Source organism: Variovorax sp. RCC_210, from assembly GCF_041355175.1.
Lineage (GTDB): Bacteria > Pseudomonadota > Gammaproteobacteria > Burkholderiales > Burkholderiaceae_C > Variovorax.
On sequence record NZ_JBFUPJ010000012.1, the window covers coordinates 93,507 to 109,785 of the forward strand.

At 69.4% G+C, this 16,279-nt stretch carries 14 protein-coding genes; 10 read left to right on the top strand and 4 right to left on the bottom strand.

What is annotated here, in order from left to right; all coding sequences use genetic code 11:
* Nucleotides 1-63 precede the first annotated feature (63 nt).
* From AB6807_RS27740 to AB6807_RS27770, 7 genes are all read left to right on the top strand, one after another.
* On the top strand, nucleotides 64-468 hold the full coding sequence (locus AB6807_RS27740; protein WP_371087065.1) for an acyl-CoA thioesterase: 405 nt from the start codon (nucleotides 64-66) through the stop codon (nucleotides 466-468).
* A complete protein-coding gene (gene prpC / locus AB6807_RS27745) occupies nucleotides 465-1,664 on the top strand; it encodes a 2-methylcitrate synthase (protein ID WP_371087066.1) in 1,200 nt (399 codons plus the stop codon). Before AB6807_RS27740 ends, prpC begins: the two co-directional genes overlap by 4 nt.
* A gap of 64 nt (nucleotides 1,665-1,728) precedes the next feature.
* Nucleotides 1,729-4,329 carry a Fe/S-dependent 2-methylisocitrate dehydratase AcnD gene (gene acnD / locus AB6807_RS27750; RefSeq protein WP_371087067.1) on the top strand — a complete coding sequence of 867 codons (2,601 nt, stop codon included), beginning with the start codon at nucleotides 1,729-1,731 and terminating at the stop codon, nucleotides 4,327-4,329.
* A gap of 47 nt (nucleotides 4,330-4,376) precedes the next feature.
* Nucleotides 4,377-5,594, top strand: coding sequence for a 2-methylaconitate cis-trans isomerase PrpF (gene prpF, locus AB6807_RS27755; protein WP_371087068.1), 1,218 nt, complete (start codon nucleotides 4,377-4,379; stop codon nucleotides 5,592-5,594).
* 62 nt (nucleotides 5,595-5,656) lie between these two features.
* Entirely contained in the window at nucleotides 5,657-6,520 is an 864-nt protein-coding gene (locus AB6807_RS27760; protein ID WP_371087069.1) for an oxaloacetate decarboxylase, read from the top strand.
* 146 nt (nucleotides 6,521-6,666) lie between these two features.
* Nucleotides 6,667-7,221, top strand: coding sequence for an RNA polymerase sigma factor (locus AB6807_RS27765; RefSeq protein ID WP_116909958.1), 555 nt, complete (start codon nucleotides 6,667-6,669; stop codon nucleotides 7,219-7,221).
* Nucleotides 7,218-8,438 (top strand): FecR family protein, encoded by a 1,221-nt coding sequence (locus AB6807_RS27770; RefSeq protein ID WP_371087070.1) that lies wholly within the window; start codon nucleotides 7,218-7,220, stop codon nucleotides 8,436-8,438. The genes AB6807_RS27765 and AB6807_RS27770 overlap by 4 nt, the downstream gene beginning before the upstream one ends.
* A 43-nt stretch (nucleotides 8,439-8,481) precedes the next feature.
* On the opposite strand, the gene AB6807_RS27775 is transcribed toward AB6807_RS27770, so the two are convergent.
* Together AB6807_RS27775 and arr are read right to left on the bottom strand one after the other, a co-directional pair.
* Nucleotides 8,482-9,102 (bottom strand): SGNH/GDSL hydrolase family protein, encoded by a 621-nt coding sequence (locus AB6807_RS27775; RefSeq protein WP_371087071.1) that lies wholly within the window; start codon nucleotides 9,100-9,102, stop codon nucleotides 8,482-8,484.
* Nucleotides 9,103-9,332: 230 nt separating this feature from the next.
* Nucleotides 9,333-9,749 carry an NAD(+)--rifampin ADP-ribosyltransferase gene (arr, locus tag AB6807_RS27780; protein WP_116909960.1) on the bottom strand — a complete coding sequence of 139 codons (417 nt, stop codon included), beginning with the start codon at nucleotides 9,747-9,749 and terminating at the stop codon, nucleotides 9,333-9,335.
* Between the two features lie 205 nt (nucleotides 9,750-9,954).
* Here arr and AB6807_RS27785 point away from each other — a divergent pair, with 205 nt between their 5' ends.
* Both AB6807_RS27785 and AB6807_RS27790 read left to right on the top strand, forming a co-directional pair.
* The gene (locus AB6807_RS27785; protein ID WP_371087072.1) at nucleotides 9,955-12,417 is read left to right on the top strand and encodes a TonB-dependent siderophore receptor; all 2,463 of its coding nucleotides are present in this window, start codon (nucleotides 9,955-9,957) and stop codon (nucleotides 12,415-12,417) included.
* Between the two features lie 117 nt (nucleotides 12,418-12,534).
* The gene (locus tag AB6807_RS27790; RefSeq protein ID WP_371087073.1) at nucleotides 12,535-13,527 is read left to right on the top strand and encodes a serine hydrolase domain-containing protein; all 993 of its coding nucleotides are present in this window, start codon (nucleotides 12,535-12,537) and stop codon (nucleotides 13,525-13,527) included.
* 28 nt (nucleotides 13,528-13,555) lie between these two features.
* Here AB6807_RS27790 and AB6807_RS27795 read toward each other — a convergent pair whose 3' ends face one another.
* Nucleotides 13,556-14,305, bottom strand: a complete 750-nt coding sequence (locus AB6807_RS27795; protein WP_371087074.1) for a substrate-binding domain-containing protein — start codon at nucleotides 14,303-14,305, stop codon at nucleotides 13,556-13,558.
* Between the two features lie 89 nt (nucleotides 14,306-14,394).
* The gene (locus tag AB6807_RS27800; protein WP_371087075.1) at nucleotides 14,395-15,600 is read right to left on the bottom strand and encodes a hypothetical protein; all 1,206 of its coding nucleotides are present in this window, start codon (nucleotides 15,598-15,600) and stop codon (nucleotides 14,395-14,397) included.
* 206 nt (nucleotides 15,601-15,806) lie between these two features.
* Between AB6807_RS27800 and AB6807_RS27805 the strand changes: the two genes are divergently transcribed.
* Nucleotides 15,807-16,247, top strand: coding sequence for a hypothetical protein (locus AB6807_RS27805; protein ID WP_286514187.1), 441 nt, complete (start codon nucleotides 15,807-15,809; stop codon nucleotides 16,245-16,247).
* Nucleotides 16,248-16,279: the final 32 nt, after the last annotated feature.

Below are 16,279 nucleotides of genomic sequence, written 5' to 3' on the forward strand. Positions count from 1 at the left end.
TTCGCAATGATTGGCTAATTCAGCCCTTCATTATGGGCACGCAATTGCGTAAATTGCGAATCCATGACGACGAACCCACCCACCGCGCTCGAGCTCACGGACATCGTGTTCCCCGAGCACGCCAACCACTACGGCACGCTGTTCGGCGGCAACGCCCTGCTGCTGATGTCCAAGGCGGCCTTCCTGGCCGCGCGGGCGTTCGCGAAGGCCGACGTGGTGATGGCCCGTTGCGGCGACGCGCAGTTCCTGGCCCCCGTGCCGGTGGGCAGCGTGCTGCGGCTGCGCGCGTGGGTCAGCCGCGTCGGGCGCAGTTCGCTCACCGTGTGCGTGAGCGGCACGGCCGAGCAGCTCGGGAGCGAGCCGCGCACCGCGCTCCAGTCGCTGTTCGAGATGGTGGTCGTCGACAAGAACGGACGGCCCGCGCGCATTCCCGGCGCCTACCTGCACACAGAAAAGGAAGCAGCATGAACGACATCGCCACCCCCACGGCAACCCCTACAGCAACCGCAACCGGCACGCCAGCCAGCACCGGCTTCAAGCCCAAGAAATCCGTCGCCCTGTCCGGCGTCACCGCCGGCAACACCGCGCTGTGCACGGTGGGTCGCACCGGCAACGACCTGCACTACCGCGGCTACGACATCCTGGACATCGCCGAGGTCTGCGAGTTCGAGGAAATCGCCCACCTGCTGGTGCACGGCAAGCTGCCCACCGCCGCCGAGCTGCGCGCCTACAAGGCCAAGCTCAAGTCGATGCGCGGCCTGCCCGCCAGCCTGAAGGAGTCGCTGGAGCAGCTGCCCGCCAGCGCCCACCCGATGGACGTGATGCGCACCGGCGTTTCGTCGCTGGGGTGCATGCTGCCCGAGAAGGACGACCACAACGTGCCCGGCGCGCGCGACATCGCCGACCGGCTCATGGCCTCGCTGGGCTCGATGCTGCTGTACTGGTACCACTGGTCCACGCAGGGCAAGCGCATCGACGTGGAGACCGACGACGACTCCATCGGCGCGCACTTTCTGCACCTGCTGCACGGCGAGAAGCCCGGCGCCGAATGGGAGCGCGCCATGCACACCTCGCTGAACCTGTACGCCGAGCACGAGTTCAACGCCTCGACCTTCACCGCGCGCGTGGTGGCCGGCACCGGCTCGGACATGCACTCGGCCATTACCGGCGCCATCGGCGCGCTGCGCGGGCCCAAGCACGGCGGCGCCAACGAGGTGGCCTTCGAGATCCAGAAGCGCTACGACTCGCCCGACGAGGCCGAGGCCGACATCCGCCGACGCGTGGAGGCCAAGGAAGTGGTCATCGGCTTCGGCCACCCGGTGTACACCGTGAGCGACCCGCGCAACGTGGTCATCAAGGGCGTGGCGAAGTCGCTGTCGCACGGGGCCGGCTCGACCAAGATGTACGACATCGCCGAGCGGCTGGAAGGCGTGATGTGGGAGGCCAAGAAGATGTTCCCCAACCTCGACTGGTTCAGCGCCGTGAGCTACCACATGATGGGCGTGCCCACGGCCATGTTCACGCCGCTGTTCGTCATTGCGCGCACCTCGGGCTGGGCGGCGCACATCATCGAGCAGCGCATCGACAACAAGATCATCCGGCCCAGCGCCAACTACACCGGGCCGGAAGACCTGAAGTTCGCGCCGATCCAGGATCGGAAGTAAAAAGCGAAGCACAAAACACACAAGGCCCCGTGCCGCATCCGTGCATGGGGACCCGAGACGCCCCATGAACACCCAATACCGCAAGAACCTTCCCGGCACGCTGCTGGACTATTTCGACGCGCGCGAGGCCGTCGAGGCCCTGCGCGCCGGCGCCTGGGCCACGCTGCCCTACACCTCGCGCGTGCACGCCGAGAACCTGGTGCGCCGCTGCGACCCCGCGCTGCTGGCGCAGAGCCTCACGCAGATCGTGGAGCGCAAGCGCGAGCATGACTTTCCGTGGTTTCCGGCGCGCGTGGTGTGCCACGACATCCTGGGGCAGACCGCGCTGGTCGACCTGGCCGGCCTGCGCGACGCCATCGCCGAACAGGGGGGCGACCCGGCGCAGGTGAACCCGGTGGTGCCGGTGCAGCTCATCGTCGACCATTCGCTGTCGGTGGAGTGCGGCGGCTTCGACCCCGACGCCTTCGCCAAGAACCGCGCCATCGAAGACCGGCGCAACGAAGACCGCTTCCACTTCATCGAATGGACCAGGCGCGCCTTCAAGAACATGGAGGTGATACCGCCGGGGAACGGGATCATGCATCAGATCAACCTGGAGCGGATGTCGCCCGTGGTGCATGCGCAAGAGGGCGTGGCCTTCCCCGACACGCTGGTGGGCACCGACAGCCACACGCCGCACGTCGACGCGCTGGGCGTGGTCGCCATCGGCGTGGGCGGGCTGGAGGCCGAGAACGTGATGCTGGGGCGCGCCTCGTGGATGCGGCTGCCCGTCATCGTGGGCGTGCAGCTCGCGGGCCGGCCGCAGCCCGGCATCACGGCCACCGACGTGGTGCTGGCGCTGACCGAGTTCCTGCGCCAGCAGAAGGTGGTGGGCGCGTACCTGGAGTTCCACGGCGCGGGTGCATCGAGCCTCACGCTGGGCGACCGCGCGACCATCTCGAACATGGCGCCCGAATACGGCGCCACCGCCGCCATGTTCGCCATCGATTCGCAAACCATCGACTACCTGCGCCTCACGGGCCGCGACGACGCGCAGGTGCACCTGGTCGAAACCTATGCGAAGCACACCGGCCTGTGGGCCGATGCGCTGGAGCACGCGGTGTACGAGCGCGTGCTGCAGTTCGACCTGTCGACGGTGGTGCGCAACATGGCCGGCCCGTCAAACCCGCATGCGCGCGTGGCCACCACCGAGCTGGCGGCGCGCGGCATTGCCGCGCCGTGGAAAGACGAGCCGGGCCGCATGCCCGACGGCGCCGTCATCATCGCGGCCATTACCAGCTGCACCAACACCAGCAACCCGCGCAACGTGATCGCGGCCGGCCTGCTGGCGCGCAACGCCAACCGCGTGGGCCTCGTGCGCAAGCCGTGGGTGAAGACATCGCTGGCGCCCGGCTCCAAGGCCGTCACGCTGTACCTGCAGGAGGCCGGGCTGATGGGCGAGCTGGAGCAGCTCGGCTTCGGCGTGGTGGCCTATGCCTGCACCTCGTGCAACGGCATGTCGGGCGCGCTGGACCCGGTCATCCAGCAAGAGATCGTGGAGCGCGACCTGTACGCCACCGCGGTGCTCTCGGGCAACCGCAACTTCGACGGCCGCATCCACCCGTATGCGAAGCAGGCGTTTCTCGCGTCGCCGCCGCTGGTGGTGGCCTATGCCATCGCGGGCACGGTGCGCTTCGACATCGAGAAGGACGTGCTGACGGTGGTCGACGGCAAGGAGATCCGCCTGAAAGACATCTGGCCCGACGACGAGGAAATCGACGCCATCGTCAAGGCCAGCGTGAAGCCCGCGCACTTTCGCCAGGTGTACGAGCCGATGTTCGCGATACAGCCCGACAGCGGCGAGCAGGTGGCGCCGCTGTACGACTGGCGCGCCGCGTCGACCTACATCCGCCGCCCGCCGTACTGGGAAGGCGCGCTGGCCGGCGAGCGCACGCTCAAGGGCATGCGCCCGCTGGCGCTGCTGCCCGACAACATCACCACCGACCACCTGTCGCCGTCGAACGCGATCCTGCTGGACAGCGCCGCCGGCGAGTACCTGCACAAGATGGGCCTGACCGAGGAGGACTTCAACTCGTACGCCACCCACCGCGGCGACCACCTCACCGCGCAGCGCGCCACCTTCGCCAACCCCACGCTGAAGAACGAGATGGTGCGCAAGGCCGATGGCACGGTGCAGGCCGGCTCGCTGGCGCGCGTGGAACCCGAGGGCCGTGTGATGCGCATGTGGGAGGCCATCGAGACCTACATGCTGCGCAAGCAGCCGCTCATCATCGTGGCGGGTGCCGACTACGGCCAGGGCTCGTCGCGCGACTGGGCGGCCAAGGGCGTGCGGCTCGCGGGGGTGGAAGCCATCGCGGCCGAGGGCTTCGAGCGCATCCACCGCACCAACCTCATCGGCATGGGCGTGCTGCCGCTGGAATTCAAGCCCGGCACCAACCGCCTCACGCTGGGCCTGGACGGCACCGAGACCTATGACGTGGCCGGCAAGCCCCAGGCGCGCGCCGACCTCACGCTGGTGGTTCACCGGCGCAACGGCGAGCGGGTGGCCGTGCCCATGACCTGCCGCCTCGACACCGCGGAAGAGGTGTCGATCTACGAAGCGGGCGGCGTGCTGCAGCGCTTTGCGCAGGACTTTCTCGCATCGACCACCGCCGTGGCCGCCTGATCTAACAAACGCCATAGAACGCCACAGAAAGCAACGGAACCCTCCCCATGGCCTTCGCACCCCAAGTCAAGATTCCCGCCACCTACATGCGCGGCGGCACCAGCAAGGGCGTTTTCTTTCGCCTGCAAGACCTGCCCGCCGCCGCCCAGGTGCCGGGCCGCGCGCGCGACGCACTGCTGCTGCGCGTCATCGGCAGCCCCGACCCCTACGGCAAGCAGATCGACGGCATGGGCGCCGCCACGTCGAGCACCAGCAAGACCGTGATCCTGTCGAAAAGCGACAGGCCCGGCCACGACGTGGACTACCTGTTCGGTCAGGTCTCCATCGACCAGCCCTTTGTCGACTGGAGCGGCAACTGCGGCAACCTGTCTGCCGCCGTGGGCCCCTTCGCCATCGGCAACGGCCTGGTCGATGCGCAGCGCGTGCCGCGCGACGGCGTGGCCGTCGTTCGCATCTGGCAGGCCAACATCGGCAAGACCATCGTCGCGCACGTGCCCATGGCGGGCGGCGCGGTGCAGGAAACCGGCGACTTCGAACTCGACGGCGTGACCTTCGCCGCGGCCGAGGTGCAGCTGGAGTTCATGGACCCCGCCGCGGAAGAAGAAGGCAATGGCAGCGGCGGTGGTGGTGGTGGTGGTGGTGGCGCGATGTTCCCCACCGGCCAGCTCGTCGATGCGCTCGAGGTGCCGGGCGTCGGCACGCTGCAGGCGACGATGATCAACGCCGGCATTCCCACCATCTTCGTGAACGCCGAGGCCATCGGCTGCACCGGCACCGAGCTGCAGGACGCGATCAACAGCGACCCCGCGGCCCTCGCGAAATTCGAGGCCATTCGCGCGCACGGCGCGCTGCGCATGGGGCTCATCAAGAGCATCGAGGAAGCGGCCGGCCGGCAGCACACACCCAAAGTGGCCTTCGTGGCGCGCCCCACCGGCTACACCGCCTCCAGCGGCAAGCCGGTGGCCGCCGGCGATGTCGACCTGCTGGTGCGCGCGCTGTCGATGGGCAAGCTGCACCACGCCATGATGGGCACGGCGGCCGTGGCCATCGGCACCGCCGCGGCCATTCCGGGCACGCTGGTGAACCTGGCGGCTGGCGGCGGCGAGCGCGCGGCCGTGCGCTTCGGCCACCCGTCGGGCACCTTGCGCGTGGGTGCGCAGGCGGCGCTGGTCGACGGCCAATGGCAGGTGACCAAGGCCGTGATGAGCCGCAGCGCGCGCGTGCTGATGGAAGGCTGGGTGCGCGTGCCCGGCGACACCTTCTGAGGCTGGCCTTTCCGCCGCTCTCTCACCGGCCCCCTCCCTCTTTTTTCATTCAGGAAACCGCCATGTCCACTCGCAAGACACTCCGCGCCCTGGCCGAGGCGCGCCGCGGCGTGCTGGTGCCGGGCGCCTTCAACGCCCTGTCGGCGCGCGTCGTAGAAGACCTGGGCTTCGACGCCATCTACGTCACCGGCGCGGGCGTCACCAACATGTGGTTCGGCCTGCCCGACCAGGGCTTCATGGGCCTGCACGAAATTGCCGACCACACCGCGCGCATCCGCGACGCCGTGGGCCTGCCGCTGATCGTGGACGCCGACACCGGCTTCGGCAATGCGCTGAACGTGCGCCACACGGTGCGCGTGCTGGAGCGCGCGGGCGCCGACTGCATCCAGTTCGAGGACCAGGTCGCGCCCAAGCGCTGCGGCCACTTCTCGGGCAAGGACGTGATCTCCACCGAAGAGGCTGTCGACAAGATCAAGGCCGCCGTGGATGCGCGCACCGACGCCGACCTGCTCGTGATGGCGCGCACCGACGCGGCCGCCACGCAGGGCTTCGAGGCCGCGATCGAACGCGCGCAGAAGTTCAGCGAGGCCGGCGCCGACATCCTGTTCGTGGAGGCCGTGACCACCGCCGAGCAGATTCGCGCGCTGCCGCAGCGCCTGGCCAAGCCCCAGCTCATGAACATGGTGATCGGCGGCAAGACGCCCATCTTCGGCGCCGAGGAACTGGCCGGCCTGGGCTACGGCATCGTGCTGTATGCCAACGCGGCGCTTCAGGGCGCGGTCGCGGGCATGCAGAAGGCGCTGACGGTGCTGCGCGAAACCAAGCGCATCGACGAAGACCCGGCGCTGGTCGTGCCCTTTGCCGAGCGCCAGCGGCTGGTGCGCAAGCCCGAACTCGACGCGCTGGAAAAGCGCTACGCGAGCTGAAGGCAACCGAGGGACCGGCGCATGCACTGCCCCTGGCCTTGCCATGCGCCCCTCGTAGATAATGCCTGCCGCTCCCGAGCGTCCAGGCCAGCCACCCATCCAAAGCCAACCTGCAGACGGGACCGTCCCATGGCTTTGGATTTCTTGTGGTTACCCGTTACTACCGTGAATTGCTGAATTTCTGCGCGCGCGCACTCCAGGACCGCGACGCGGCGGCCGACATCGTGCAGGAAAGCTATGCGCGCGTGCTCGCCATGCAGCGCGCCGCCGTGCCCATCGCCGAACCCCGCGCCCTGCTGTACCAGACGGCCCGCCACGTGATGGTCGACCGGCACCGCCGCAGCCTGCTGCGCGACCATCGCGATCTCGACGGCCTGCCCGAGGCCGAGCACCCCGCCGCCGCCGCGCAGCTGCAGCCCGATGCCATCGCCGCCTCCACGCAGGGCGTGAACGCCTACGTGGCCACCATCGAGGCCCTGCCGCCGCGCTGCCGCGAGGCCTTCGTGCTGCACGTGTTCGACGGGCTTTCGCACGCCGAGATCGCCGAGCGCATGGGCGCCTCGGTCAGCATGGTCGAAAAGCACATCGCCCGCGGCCGGCTGGCCTGCCGCGCGTGCGAGCGGCAGCTGCGGGGTGAATCGGGGGGTGAGGGTTTGACGGCCTCGTGCGACTCCAACTACAAGAAGCCAAAGAAGCCATGACAAAGCAGGCCGACGCCCCCCACGACACCACGCCTTCCCGCACCGCCGACCGCACCTCGGTCCGAAACACCGCCCGGGACGACGCCGACGCGCGCGAGTTCGAGGCCTACGCGCGCACGCAGGACGCCGCCGAACTGCAGGCCGCGCTGTGGGCCTCGCGCAGCCATGACGGGCTCGACGCCGCCGCGCAGGCCGAGTTCCGCACCTGGCTGGCCGCCGACGCTTCGCACGGCCCGCTGTACGAAGCGCTCGGCCACAGCCTCGACGGCGTGCGCCAGCTGCCGGCCGAGCACGTCCATGCGTTGAAGCAGGGCCTGAAGGTGGACGCATTGCAAGCCGCCGCCACCGCTGCCACAAGCGCCGCGCCCGCCAAGCCGCGCCAGCGCCCCGCCTCCCCCGGCCGCCGCGCGTGGCTGCTCGACCTCGGCCGCCTCGTGCCGCAGGCCGCCATGGCCGCGACGGCGGTGGGCGTGGTCGGCGGCGGCTGGCTCGGCTGGGACCGCTGGCGCAGCCAGCCCACCTTCGAGAAGCACTACGCCACCGCGCGCGGCCAGCGGCTGAACGTGGACCTGCCCGACGGCAGCACGCTGCAGCTGGACGCCGCCACCCAGGCCGAGGTGCGCCTGTACCGCGAGCACCGCGAGGTGCGGCTGGTCGGCGGGCAGGCGATGTTCATCGTCAGCAGCAACCCCGCGCAGCCCTTCCACGTGCTGGCCGGCGCCGCGCGCGTGGTGGTGGTCGGCACGCGCTTCTCGGTGCGCCACATGCCCTCGGGCATCGACGCGGGCAAGACCACCGTGGCGGTGGAGTCGGGCCGGGTGCGGGTGTCGGGCGCGGCGTTGCGCGGGGCGCCTGGCGCCGATGCCGGCATTGGCATCGGTGTCGGTGTCGAACTGGGCGCGGGCCAGGGCGTGACGGCGGACGAAGCCGGCCGGCTGGCGCCCGTCGTCGCCGTGGCGCCGGGCGGCGTGGCCGCGTGGCGCCAGGGCCGCGTGAGCTTCGACGACACGCCGCTGGCGCAGGCGCTGGCCGAGTTCGAACGCTACGGCGACACCGGCCTGGTGGTGCGCGACCCGGCAGTGGGCGCGATGCGGCTGGGCGGCAGCTTCGACCTGCGCCAGGTCGGCACCTTCGCGCAGGCGTTGCCGCAGTTGCTGCCGGTGCGGCTGGAGCGGCGTGGGGCGGTGCTCGAGGTGGTCGGCGTCGCCGGCCAGTAGTGGCCGGCGAGGCCCGAGCTCTTATACGCAGGTCACGCGCAAGTCACACACATTCGGGCGCCACGGTGTCCAGCACCCTCACCAGGTGCTCGACGAGCCGGGCCGAATAGGCCTGGTCCGGGTGCAGGATGTCCGCCATCTCCGCGGGGCGCACCGGCACGCTGCCCCAGTCGGCGAAGGGCACGGCCAGCTCCCTGGCCACCCGCCGCACCGCGGCATCACCCCGGTCGCGCACGTCGGCGCCGACCAGCGTGCGCGACAGGCCCGTGAGCACCACATGCCGGCCTTCCGCCCTGGCCTTGGCGACCATGGCGCGCAAAGAAGTTTCCAGCGGCAGCCCCTGCATGGCGTCGTTGAGCCCGTACTGGATGACGACGATGCGGCCCGAGCGCTCTTCGCTCGCGAACGAAGCCATTCGGGTGCCGGCCGTTTCTCCGTTCACCGAGCGATCGACCACGCGGTAGCGCGGGCGCAAACGCCGCAGCGCATCGGCGGGCGGCTCCTTCAACCGGCGGTCGCCGAGGTAGCCGCCGTGCAGGATGGAGTCGCCATACAGCTCGACGCTGCAGACGCTTTGCGGGGTTGGCGCGGGAGCGAGCCGGGCCCGGCTTTCCACCGGCGCGGCGGGCGGTTGCGAACAGCCGGCAGCGAGAACCGCGAGCACAGAGAGCGTCGTGCCGACGACGGTAGTCAGCGTCTTGCGCGGGCCCGCTCGGCGAGCAAGGAAGCGATGGGGAAAGCGAGCGGGGAAGCGGAAAGGAAGGCGGGCGAGATGAAGCACCCGCGCACCTTAGGGAGCAATCGAGGCGAAATTGTGGAGGCGGCCGGCCGTGCTTCATGCACTCCGCACACTCCATCCGCTCCACGCGTTGCATGCGCTCCATGCGCCGCGGCTCAGTCCTCGATCGCCTCCACCCCCATCAGCCTCAGCCGCTCCAGGCCGTCTTTCATCGCCTTGAGCTGCTCGGGCGAATGTCCCTTCCAGTCCAGCACTTCGCCGGTCACGCGCAGCGGATCTTTGGAGCGGTACGACTTGGTCGGGTTGCCCGGAAATTTCTTGTCCGTGAGGTTCGGGTCGTCCGCGATGGGGCCGGTCGGCGCCACGGTGTAGATGCGCCCCGGCCCATCGCCGCGCGCCAGCTCGGCGCCCCATGTGGCGGCCTCCAGCGTGGCGCTCAGGTACACGTAGAGCGCCTGCTTGCCCTTGCCGTAGTTGGAGCCGTAGCCCGGCGCGATGAGGTCGCCCGGCTTCAGGTCGGCCTTGGTGCCGTGATAGAGCGGCTGCGAAGCAAGGTCGTCGGTGTCGGGCATCGGCTTTCCTTTCATGCGAGGGAGCGAACAGGGTGAGCGGGTGGGTCTGCGTGAGCCGCCGGTCTCGGGCACCGGCAAGGCCTTCGAATAATTTTGCGCCAAGGACATGAGGGTTCCGCCGCGCCGTGCGACTCCATGTTCAGCGACGTTTTTTTCGTCCCCTTTTCCACGCCTTTCTTTCCCCTTGTTTCGGAGTTCTCCACCCATGCGGCAACCGCGTTTCGTTCTTGCACCCGTGGCCCTGGTCGCCGCTGCCACCGCCTTCGCCGCGAGCCTGTCGGCCACGGCCCACGCGCAGCAGCCGCAGGCCGCGGGCGTGTTCAACACATCGCGCCCCCTCGCGATCACCGCGCAGCCGCTGGGCCCCGCGCTGAACGAGCTGGCACGCCAGGCCGGCCTGCAGCTCATGTTCCCGCCCGCGCTGGTCGCCGGCAAGACCGCGCCCGCCGTCTCGGGCAACCTCACGCCGCGCGACGCCGTGGGCCGGCTGCTCGCGGGCAGCGGCCTGGCCGCCGAGCTCAACGGCAGCGCGGTGGTGGTCAAGCCGGTGCGGGCCGCGTCGGGCGCCGACGAAGCCACGCTGCCCGCGGTGACCGTCTCGGCCCAGGGCCCTGCCGACACCACCACCGAAGCCACCGGCTCGTACACCACGCGCGCCACCGGCGCCGGCACGCGCATGGCGCTCTCGCTGCGCGAGACGCCGCAGTCGGTCAGCGTCATCGGCCGTCAGCAGATCGAAGACCAGAACCTGAGCACCCTGGTCGACGTGCTGCGCCAGACGCCCGGCATCGTGGCCGACCGGCTCGACGAGCGCGTGACCTTCTCGTCGCGCGGCTTCGCGCTGGGCACCCTGATCGACGGCGTGCCCACGCTCTCGTACAACACGGTGGCGGGCGAGTCGAGCATGGCGAGCACCAGCATCTACGACCGCGTGGAAGTGGTTCGCGGCGCGGCCGGCCTGCTCAACGGCGCGGGCTCGCCGGGCGGCTCGGTCAACCTGGTGCGCAAGCGCCCGGGCACCGAGTTCTCGGGCCACGTCACCGCGGGCTTCGGCTCGTGGAACCGCTACACCAGCGAGCTCGACATGGGCGGCAGCCTGAACACCACCGGCACGCTGCGCGGCCGCGTGGTGGCTTCGCACACCGCGGGCGACAGCTTCATCGACAACAAGAAGCAGGCCGAAGACGTGTTCTACGGCATCGCCGAACTCGACCTGTCGCCCCGCACCCTGCTGAGCGCCGGCTACGAGTACCAGAAGACCGCCATCGACGGCGCCAACTTCGGCCAGTCGCCGCTCTTCTACCGCAACGGGCTGGCCACCAGCCTGCCGCGCTCGTACAACTCCAGCACGCCCTGGAGCACATGGGACATGACCACGCAGCGCCTGTTCGTGAACCTCGACCACCGCTTCGACAACGGCTGGCGCCTGAAGGCCGACGCGGCCTACGCCAGGAACGACCGCGAGCGCTTCAGCGGCGACCTCTGGCTGTACCCGGCCGCGCTGAACCCGCTGGCCAACCTGGGCGTGGTGCAGGTGGCCAACAACCCGGCCGAGAGCAACAACAAGTCGCTCGACATGTACGCCACCGGGCCCTTCGAGCTGTTCGGGCGCACGCACGAGGCCTCGGTGGGCCTGAACATCAACCGCTACACCTACGGCTACGGCAACTGGGGCGCGGTGCCCAACGCCTTCGACCGCCGCACGGTGAGCATCTTCAACCTGGGCGCCATCGCGCAGCCTTCGTTCGACTACCCGCTGAACCAGTTCAACGGCAAGACCGAAGAAAAGGGCCTGTACGGCGCCGTGCGCTTCAGGCCGGCGGACGCGCTCTCGGTGCTCGTGGGCGGGCGCGTGAGCTGGTACGAGAACACCTCGTCGCAACGCCTGTGGACCAACGGCACGCGCGGCGCGCTGGTGACCAACAAGCCCGTGAAGGAAGACGCCGTGTTCACGCCTTACGTGGGCGTGGTGTACGACCTGAGCAAGGAATATTCGCTGTACGCGAGCTACACCGACATCTTCCAGCCCAACACCCTGCGCGACGCGAACAACCAGGTGCTCGACCCCAAGCGCGGCACCAACACCGAGCTGGGCATCAAGGGCGAGCACTGGGACGGCAGGCTCAACACCAGCTTCTCGGTGTTCCGCACGCAGGAAGACAACCTGGCCGTGCTCGACAGCGGCGCACCGCTGCTGGGCGACGGCACCGCGCCGTACCGCGCCGTGAAGGGCGCGCGCAGCAAGGGCTTCGAGGCCACCGTGTCGGGCGAGCTCGCACGCGGCTGGCAGGTGATGGGCGGCTACACCTACCACGCCAAGCGCGACAACAAGGAGGTGCTGCTGAACCCCACGTACCCGCGCCGCCTGTTCCGCGTGGCCACCAGCTATCGCTTTCCGGGCGACTGGAGCAAGCTCACCATCGGCGGCAGCGTGAGCTACCAGAGCGACATCTACTACGACGAGTCCTACGGCACCGGCCGCGCCACGCAGGGCGGCCTGACGCTCATCGGCCTGATGGCGCGCTACGACTTCAACAAGCAGCTGAGCGCCTCGCTGAACATCGAGAACCTGGGCGACAAGCGCTACTACACCGGGCTGGGCGGGTACAACGGCTACACCTACGGTGCGCCGCGCAATGCGTGGGTGAAGGCGACGTACAAGTTCTGAGGGCTTGGCAGAATTGCGCGGTTCGATCACCTGACGAAGGAGACGCCGTGCAAAGCAGTTCGACTCCCGCGCGTTGGCACGTTACCCGTGCCCTTGCCCTTGCCCTAGTTCGCTCCCTTGCCCGTTCCCTCGCGCTGGCACTGCCGCTCGTGGCGCTGGGCGCGGCGGCGCAGTGGCGGCCCTCCAACGCCAGCGCAACAGGCGCTCGACGCCGCTGCCTTCCAGGGTGTGAACGAGACCATCGCCGAGCGCTTCACCGACGTGCAGAGCGTGGTCGTCGCCCAGGGTGGCCGCCTGGTCTACCAGTACTGGCGCGACGGCAACCCCGATGCGCTGCGCGACGTGCACTCGGTGATGAAGAGCGCGCTGTCGACCTTGGCCGGCATCGCCGTGGCGCAAGGCCGCATCGCCAGCCTCGACCAGCCGGTGGTCGCGCTCATGCCCGAGTGGGCAGCGTTGAACACCGACCCGCGCGCGCAGGCCATCACCGTGCGCCACCTGCTCACCATGAGCGCCGGCTTCGCGGTGGACGACCCCACCGGCACCGGGCCGGCGGGCCGCCCGCGCGATGCATGGGCACGGCCGCTGGCCCACGCACCCGGGCAGGCCTTTGCCTACGACAACGCGCTGATTCCCGTGCTCGCGAGCGTGCTCGAGAAGGCGGTCGGCATGCCGGTGGCCGACTACACGCGCGAGCAACTGGTCGTGCCCCTGGGCCTGCATGAGCCCAGCTATCAGCGAGGCGTGGGCATGCGCACCGAAGACATGGCTCGGCTGGGCCAGCTCTTTCTGCAGAACGGGGTGTGGGACGGCAGGCAGGTCGTTCCGGCGTCCTTTGTCGCGCAGGCCACCACGGCGCAGAACGCGGGCGGGCTGCCGGCGTCGCTGCCCTATGGCTACATGTGGTGGGTGGTGCCCTCCAAGGCGGCGCGGCCGACTTTCATGGCCGCCGGCTACGGTGGCCAGTTCATCTGGGTGCACCCGCCCATGGAACTGGTGATGGCCGTGACCTCGAACGTGTCCGCCGATCCGGCCCGCCACGGGCAGTCGCTGCAGTTGATTCGCGGGGCGCTGTTCGCGGCGGCGCGAAAGCGTGAGCAAGACAAGTAGCGCGAGCAGGACAGGTTGGGCGTGCCGCTCAGGGCGCCTCCATGCCCTTTTGCGCCAGCACCGCGCGTGCCTCGGCGCTGCCCAGCAAGGCCAGGAAGGCCTGCGCGGTCGAAGGCTCGCGCGCCGCGGCGCCCACCGCTCCCGCGTACACCGTGTAGTTTTGCACTTCCGCCGGAATCGGCCCGACCAGCGTGGCGCCCGGCACCGCCAGGATTTCGCTGACCTGGTGCACCGCGAGGTCGGCCTCGCCGTCGACCACGCGCTGCGCCACCAGCCCGCCGGGCACCAGCACGGCCTTGGGCTGCACCTGCGCCGCAATGCCCATCTTCACGAACAGCTGCGACAGGTACACCCCGCTGGAGCCGCCCGCGGCGGGGTCGATGTAGGCCACCGCGCGCGCATCGAGCAGCGCCTGCCTGAAGCTCGCCACGCTCGAGATGTCGGGCGCCGGCGCGCCCTGCTTCACGGCCACGCCGATGGCCACGCGCGCCAGCCGCGCCGACGTGCCCGCGGCCACCTTGCCCGCCGCGGCCAGCTGCTCGATGGCCGCCGGCGTGAGCACCACGAGGTCGAAGGCCTCGCCACCGGCGATGCGCTTCTGCAGCGCGCCCGCGGTGTCGTTGTCGATGCTGAGCTTGTGGCCGGTGCGCTGCTCGAACACAGGGGCCAGCGCGACCACCACGGGTTTGAAAGCGCCGGCGGTGAGCACCTTCAGGTCGGCGGCCAGGGCGCTTGTGCACAGGGCCAGCAACGCGAGGGCAAGGGAAAGTTTCTTCATCGGTCGCCTTGGAGTTGAAGAGGCAAAAAAATGGGAGAGCCGGGCCGGGGCCGCAGTCTCTCCCATTTCGCCCCTTCTTGCCGGCGCCGTCAGGGCTCGATGTCCATCACCACCGGAAAGTCGAACATGGAAACCGGCTGGCCATCGGGCGCGTAGCGAAACCGCAGCGTCGCGGTATAGCGGCCGGGCACCAGGCACTGGCCGTTGTAGCAGCCCTGCACCTGCGTCTTCCAGCTGTAGCTTTTCGTCGCGAACCGGGGCAGCCCTGCCTCGTCGTACGAATAGAAGAACAGCCAGCCGCTAGGGAACATGCTCGTGTCGGCACCCGGTGGGGCGGACAGCGTCGTGCTCACGTAGCTCATCTTGTCGCTGGTGTTGCCGGGGAAGAACACGGCGGCATCCATGCCCGTCAGGTACGGATACCCCTGCTTAACGACGAAGCGGGCCTCCGGCCTGGAGGGCGCGTAAGGCGCGGTCGACGCCGTGGTCTGCAGCGACACATCGAGCATCCTGCTCAGTTGCTGGCCGTCCTGCGTGCTGGCCCTCACCGAGAAGCTGCCCTTGTATGTCGTGCCGGTGGGCGCGAGGCCTTCCAACGAAACGACGATGTTCGGCGAGCCGTCGCCGGCCTTCTCGACCTTGAAGCCGCCGGTGTCGCCGATCACCGGTGCGACCGACCACGAGGCCGCGTCCGCCGGCAAGCCGACCGGCACGGTCACCGGGGCCGGGTACGTGCCGAAGGGCGTCACGAAATCGACGCTCTTCTGGCCCAGCGTCAGCCCGGCCTTGACGGTGACGGTGTACGGCACCTGCGGGTTCTCGACCCGAATTTCCGACTGGCAGGCGGCGTCGAGGCAGGCCTTGACCGTGATGTTGTCCTTGTAGACCCTGGCGCCGTCCGGTGCGACCTTGCCGGTCAACAGCAGCGAAGCCGACAGCCCGGTCGCGTTGATGCTGACGGAGGGCTTCTCTTCGAACAACGGGTCCGGCACCACGACCAGCAGCACGAGCACCTTGCCGTTGAGCAAGCTCACGTCGCCGGCCAGCGTGCCCGAGACCAGCACGCTGGGAATCTGCTGGCCCTCGTAGACCGTGCTGCTGACGCTGGCAGGCTGGTTGAGCCGAATGGAAAGCCCGTTGACGTAATTGACCTGCGGCGCCGCGGGCGTGGCAACCAGCGGGAACGCGGCACCGCCGCCTCCGCCGCCTCCGCCGCCCCCTCCTCCCCCACCGCCGCAACCCGCAACCACCAGAGACACCAGGCCCGCCAGGGCCGCACGAACGACACGCTTCATCTTCTCCTCCAGAAATGATCTTTTTTCTGATGCCCCGAGCTTGGTCTCAGCGCCTGGCACTGGGGCACTCCACGTTTTGGCGCGGATTCTAGAGCCTGGTTAACAGTCTGTTTCAACTTGACTCGTTCGTCGAAGCGGGGCGCTGACGGCCGCCGCGGGGCTTTCGCCGCGGGCCCGCCGCACGGCATCGACTAAGCTTTGCCGCCATGCAGTTCAAGCGAAAGACCCGATGGCTGTGCGCAGCCGTCCTGACGATGGCGTGCCTCCACAACGCCCTGGCCGCCGACGAAGAGTTGGTGCGCGAGATGGCCGAGGCCTCCCAGCACATGCTCAACGACCTGGCCAGCCAGGTGACCGACCTGAAGGCGATGGCCGACCGCAAGGCCTTCGACACGCTCACCAAGACGCTGGAAAAGCAGGTGAGCCAATGGCCCACCGAAACCGACGCCACCGAAAAGTACCGGCCCTGCAAGCAAGCGCTCGAACGCGCGCTCGACGTGGCGCGGCTCACGCACGCCAAGGCCACCGCCACCAAGGCGGCCACGCCCGCGGACGAGAAGGCCTGGCTGCAAGAGCACGCCAAGCTGACCGACCGCCGCGCGGTGTGCGAGCGCGTGCTGCGGCACCCGCTGGTTCGCGCGTCCTGACGCCTTTCACCCCTCACCCTTCGGAGCCCGCC

Excerpts from the sequence above, each read along its gene's own strand:
- AB6807_RS27770 (WP_371087070.1), top strand. The coding sequence starts at position 7,218 with ATGACAAAGCAGGCCGACGCCCCCCACGACACCACGCCTTCCCGCACC.
- AB6807_RS27795 (WP_371087074.1), bottom strand. The coding sequence starts at position 14,305 with ATGAAGAAACTTTCCCTTGCCCTCGCGTTGCTGGCCCTGTGCACAAGC.
- prpF (WP_371087068.1), top strand. The coding sequence starts at position 4,377 with ATGGCCTTCGCACCCCAAGTCAAGATTCCCGCCACCTACATGCGCGGC.
- AB6807_RS27785 (WP_371087072.1), top strand. The coding sequence starts at position 9,955 with ATGCGGCAACCGCGTTTCGTTCTTGCACCCGTGGCCCTGGTCGCCGCT.
- AB6807_RS27805 (WP_286514187.1), top strand. The coding sequence starts at position 15,807 with ATGCAGTTCAAGCGAAAGACCCGATGGCTGTGCGCAGCCGTCCTGACG.
- AB6807_RS27760 (WP_371087069.1), top strand. The coding sequence starts at position 5,657 with ATGTCCACTCGCAAGACACTCCGCGCCCTGGCCGAGGCGCGCCGCGGC.
- arr (WP_116909960.1), bottom strand. The coding sequence starts at position 9,749 with ATGCCCGACACCGACGACCTTGCTTCGCAGCCGCTCTATCACGGCACC.
- prpC (WP_371087066.1), top strand. The coding sequence starts at position 465 with ATGAACGACATCGCCACCCCCACGGCAACCCCTACAGCAACCGCAACC.
- AB6807_RS27800 (WP_371087075.1), bottom strand. The coding sequence starts at position 15,600 with ATGAAGCGTGTCGTTCGTGCGGCCCTGGCGGGCCTGGTGTCTCTGGTG.
- AB6807_RS27740 (WP_371087065.1), top strand. The coding sequence starts at position 64 with ATGACGACGAACCCACCCACCGCGCTCGAGCTCACGGACATCGTGTTC.
- acnD (WP_371087067.1), top strand. The coding sequence starts at position 1,729 with ATGAACACCCAATACCGCAAGAACCTTCCCGGCACGCTGCTGGACTAT.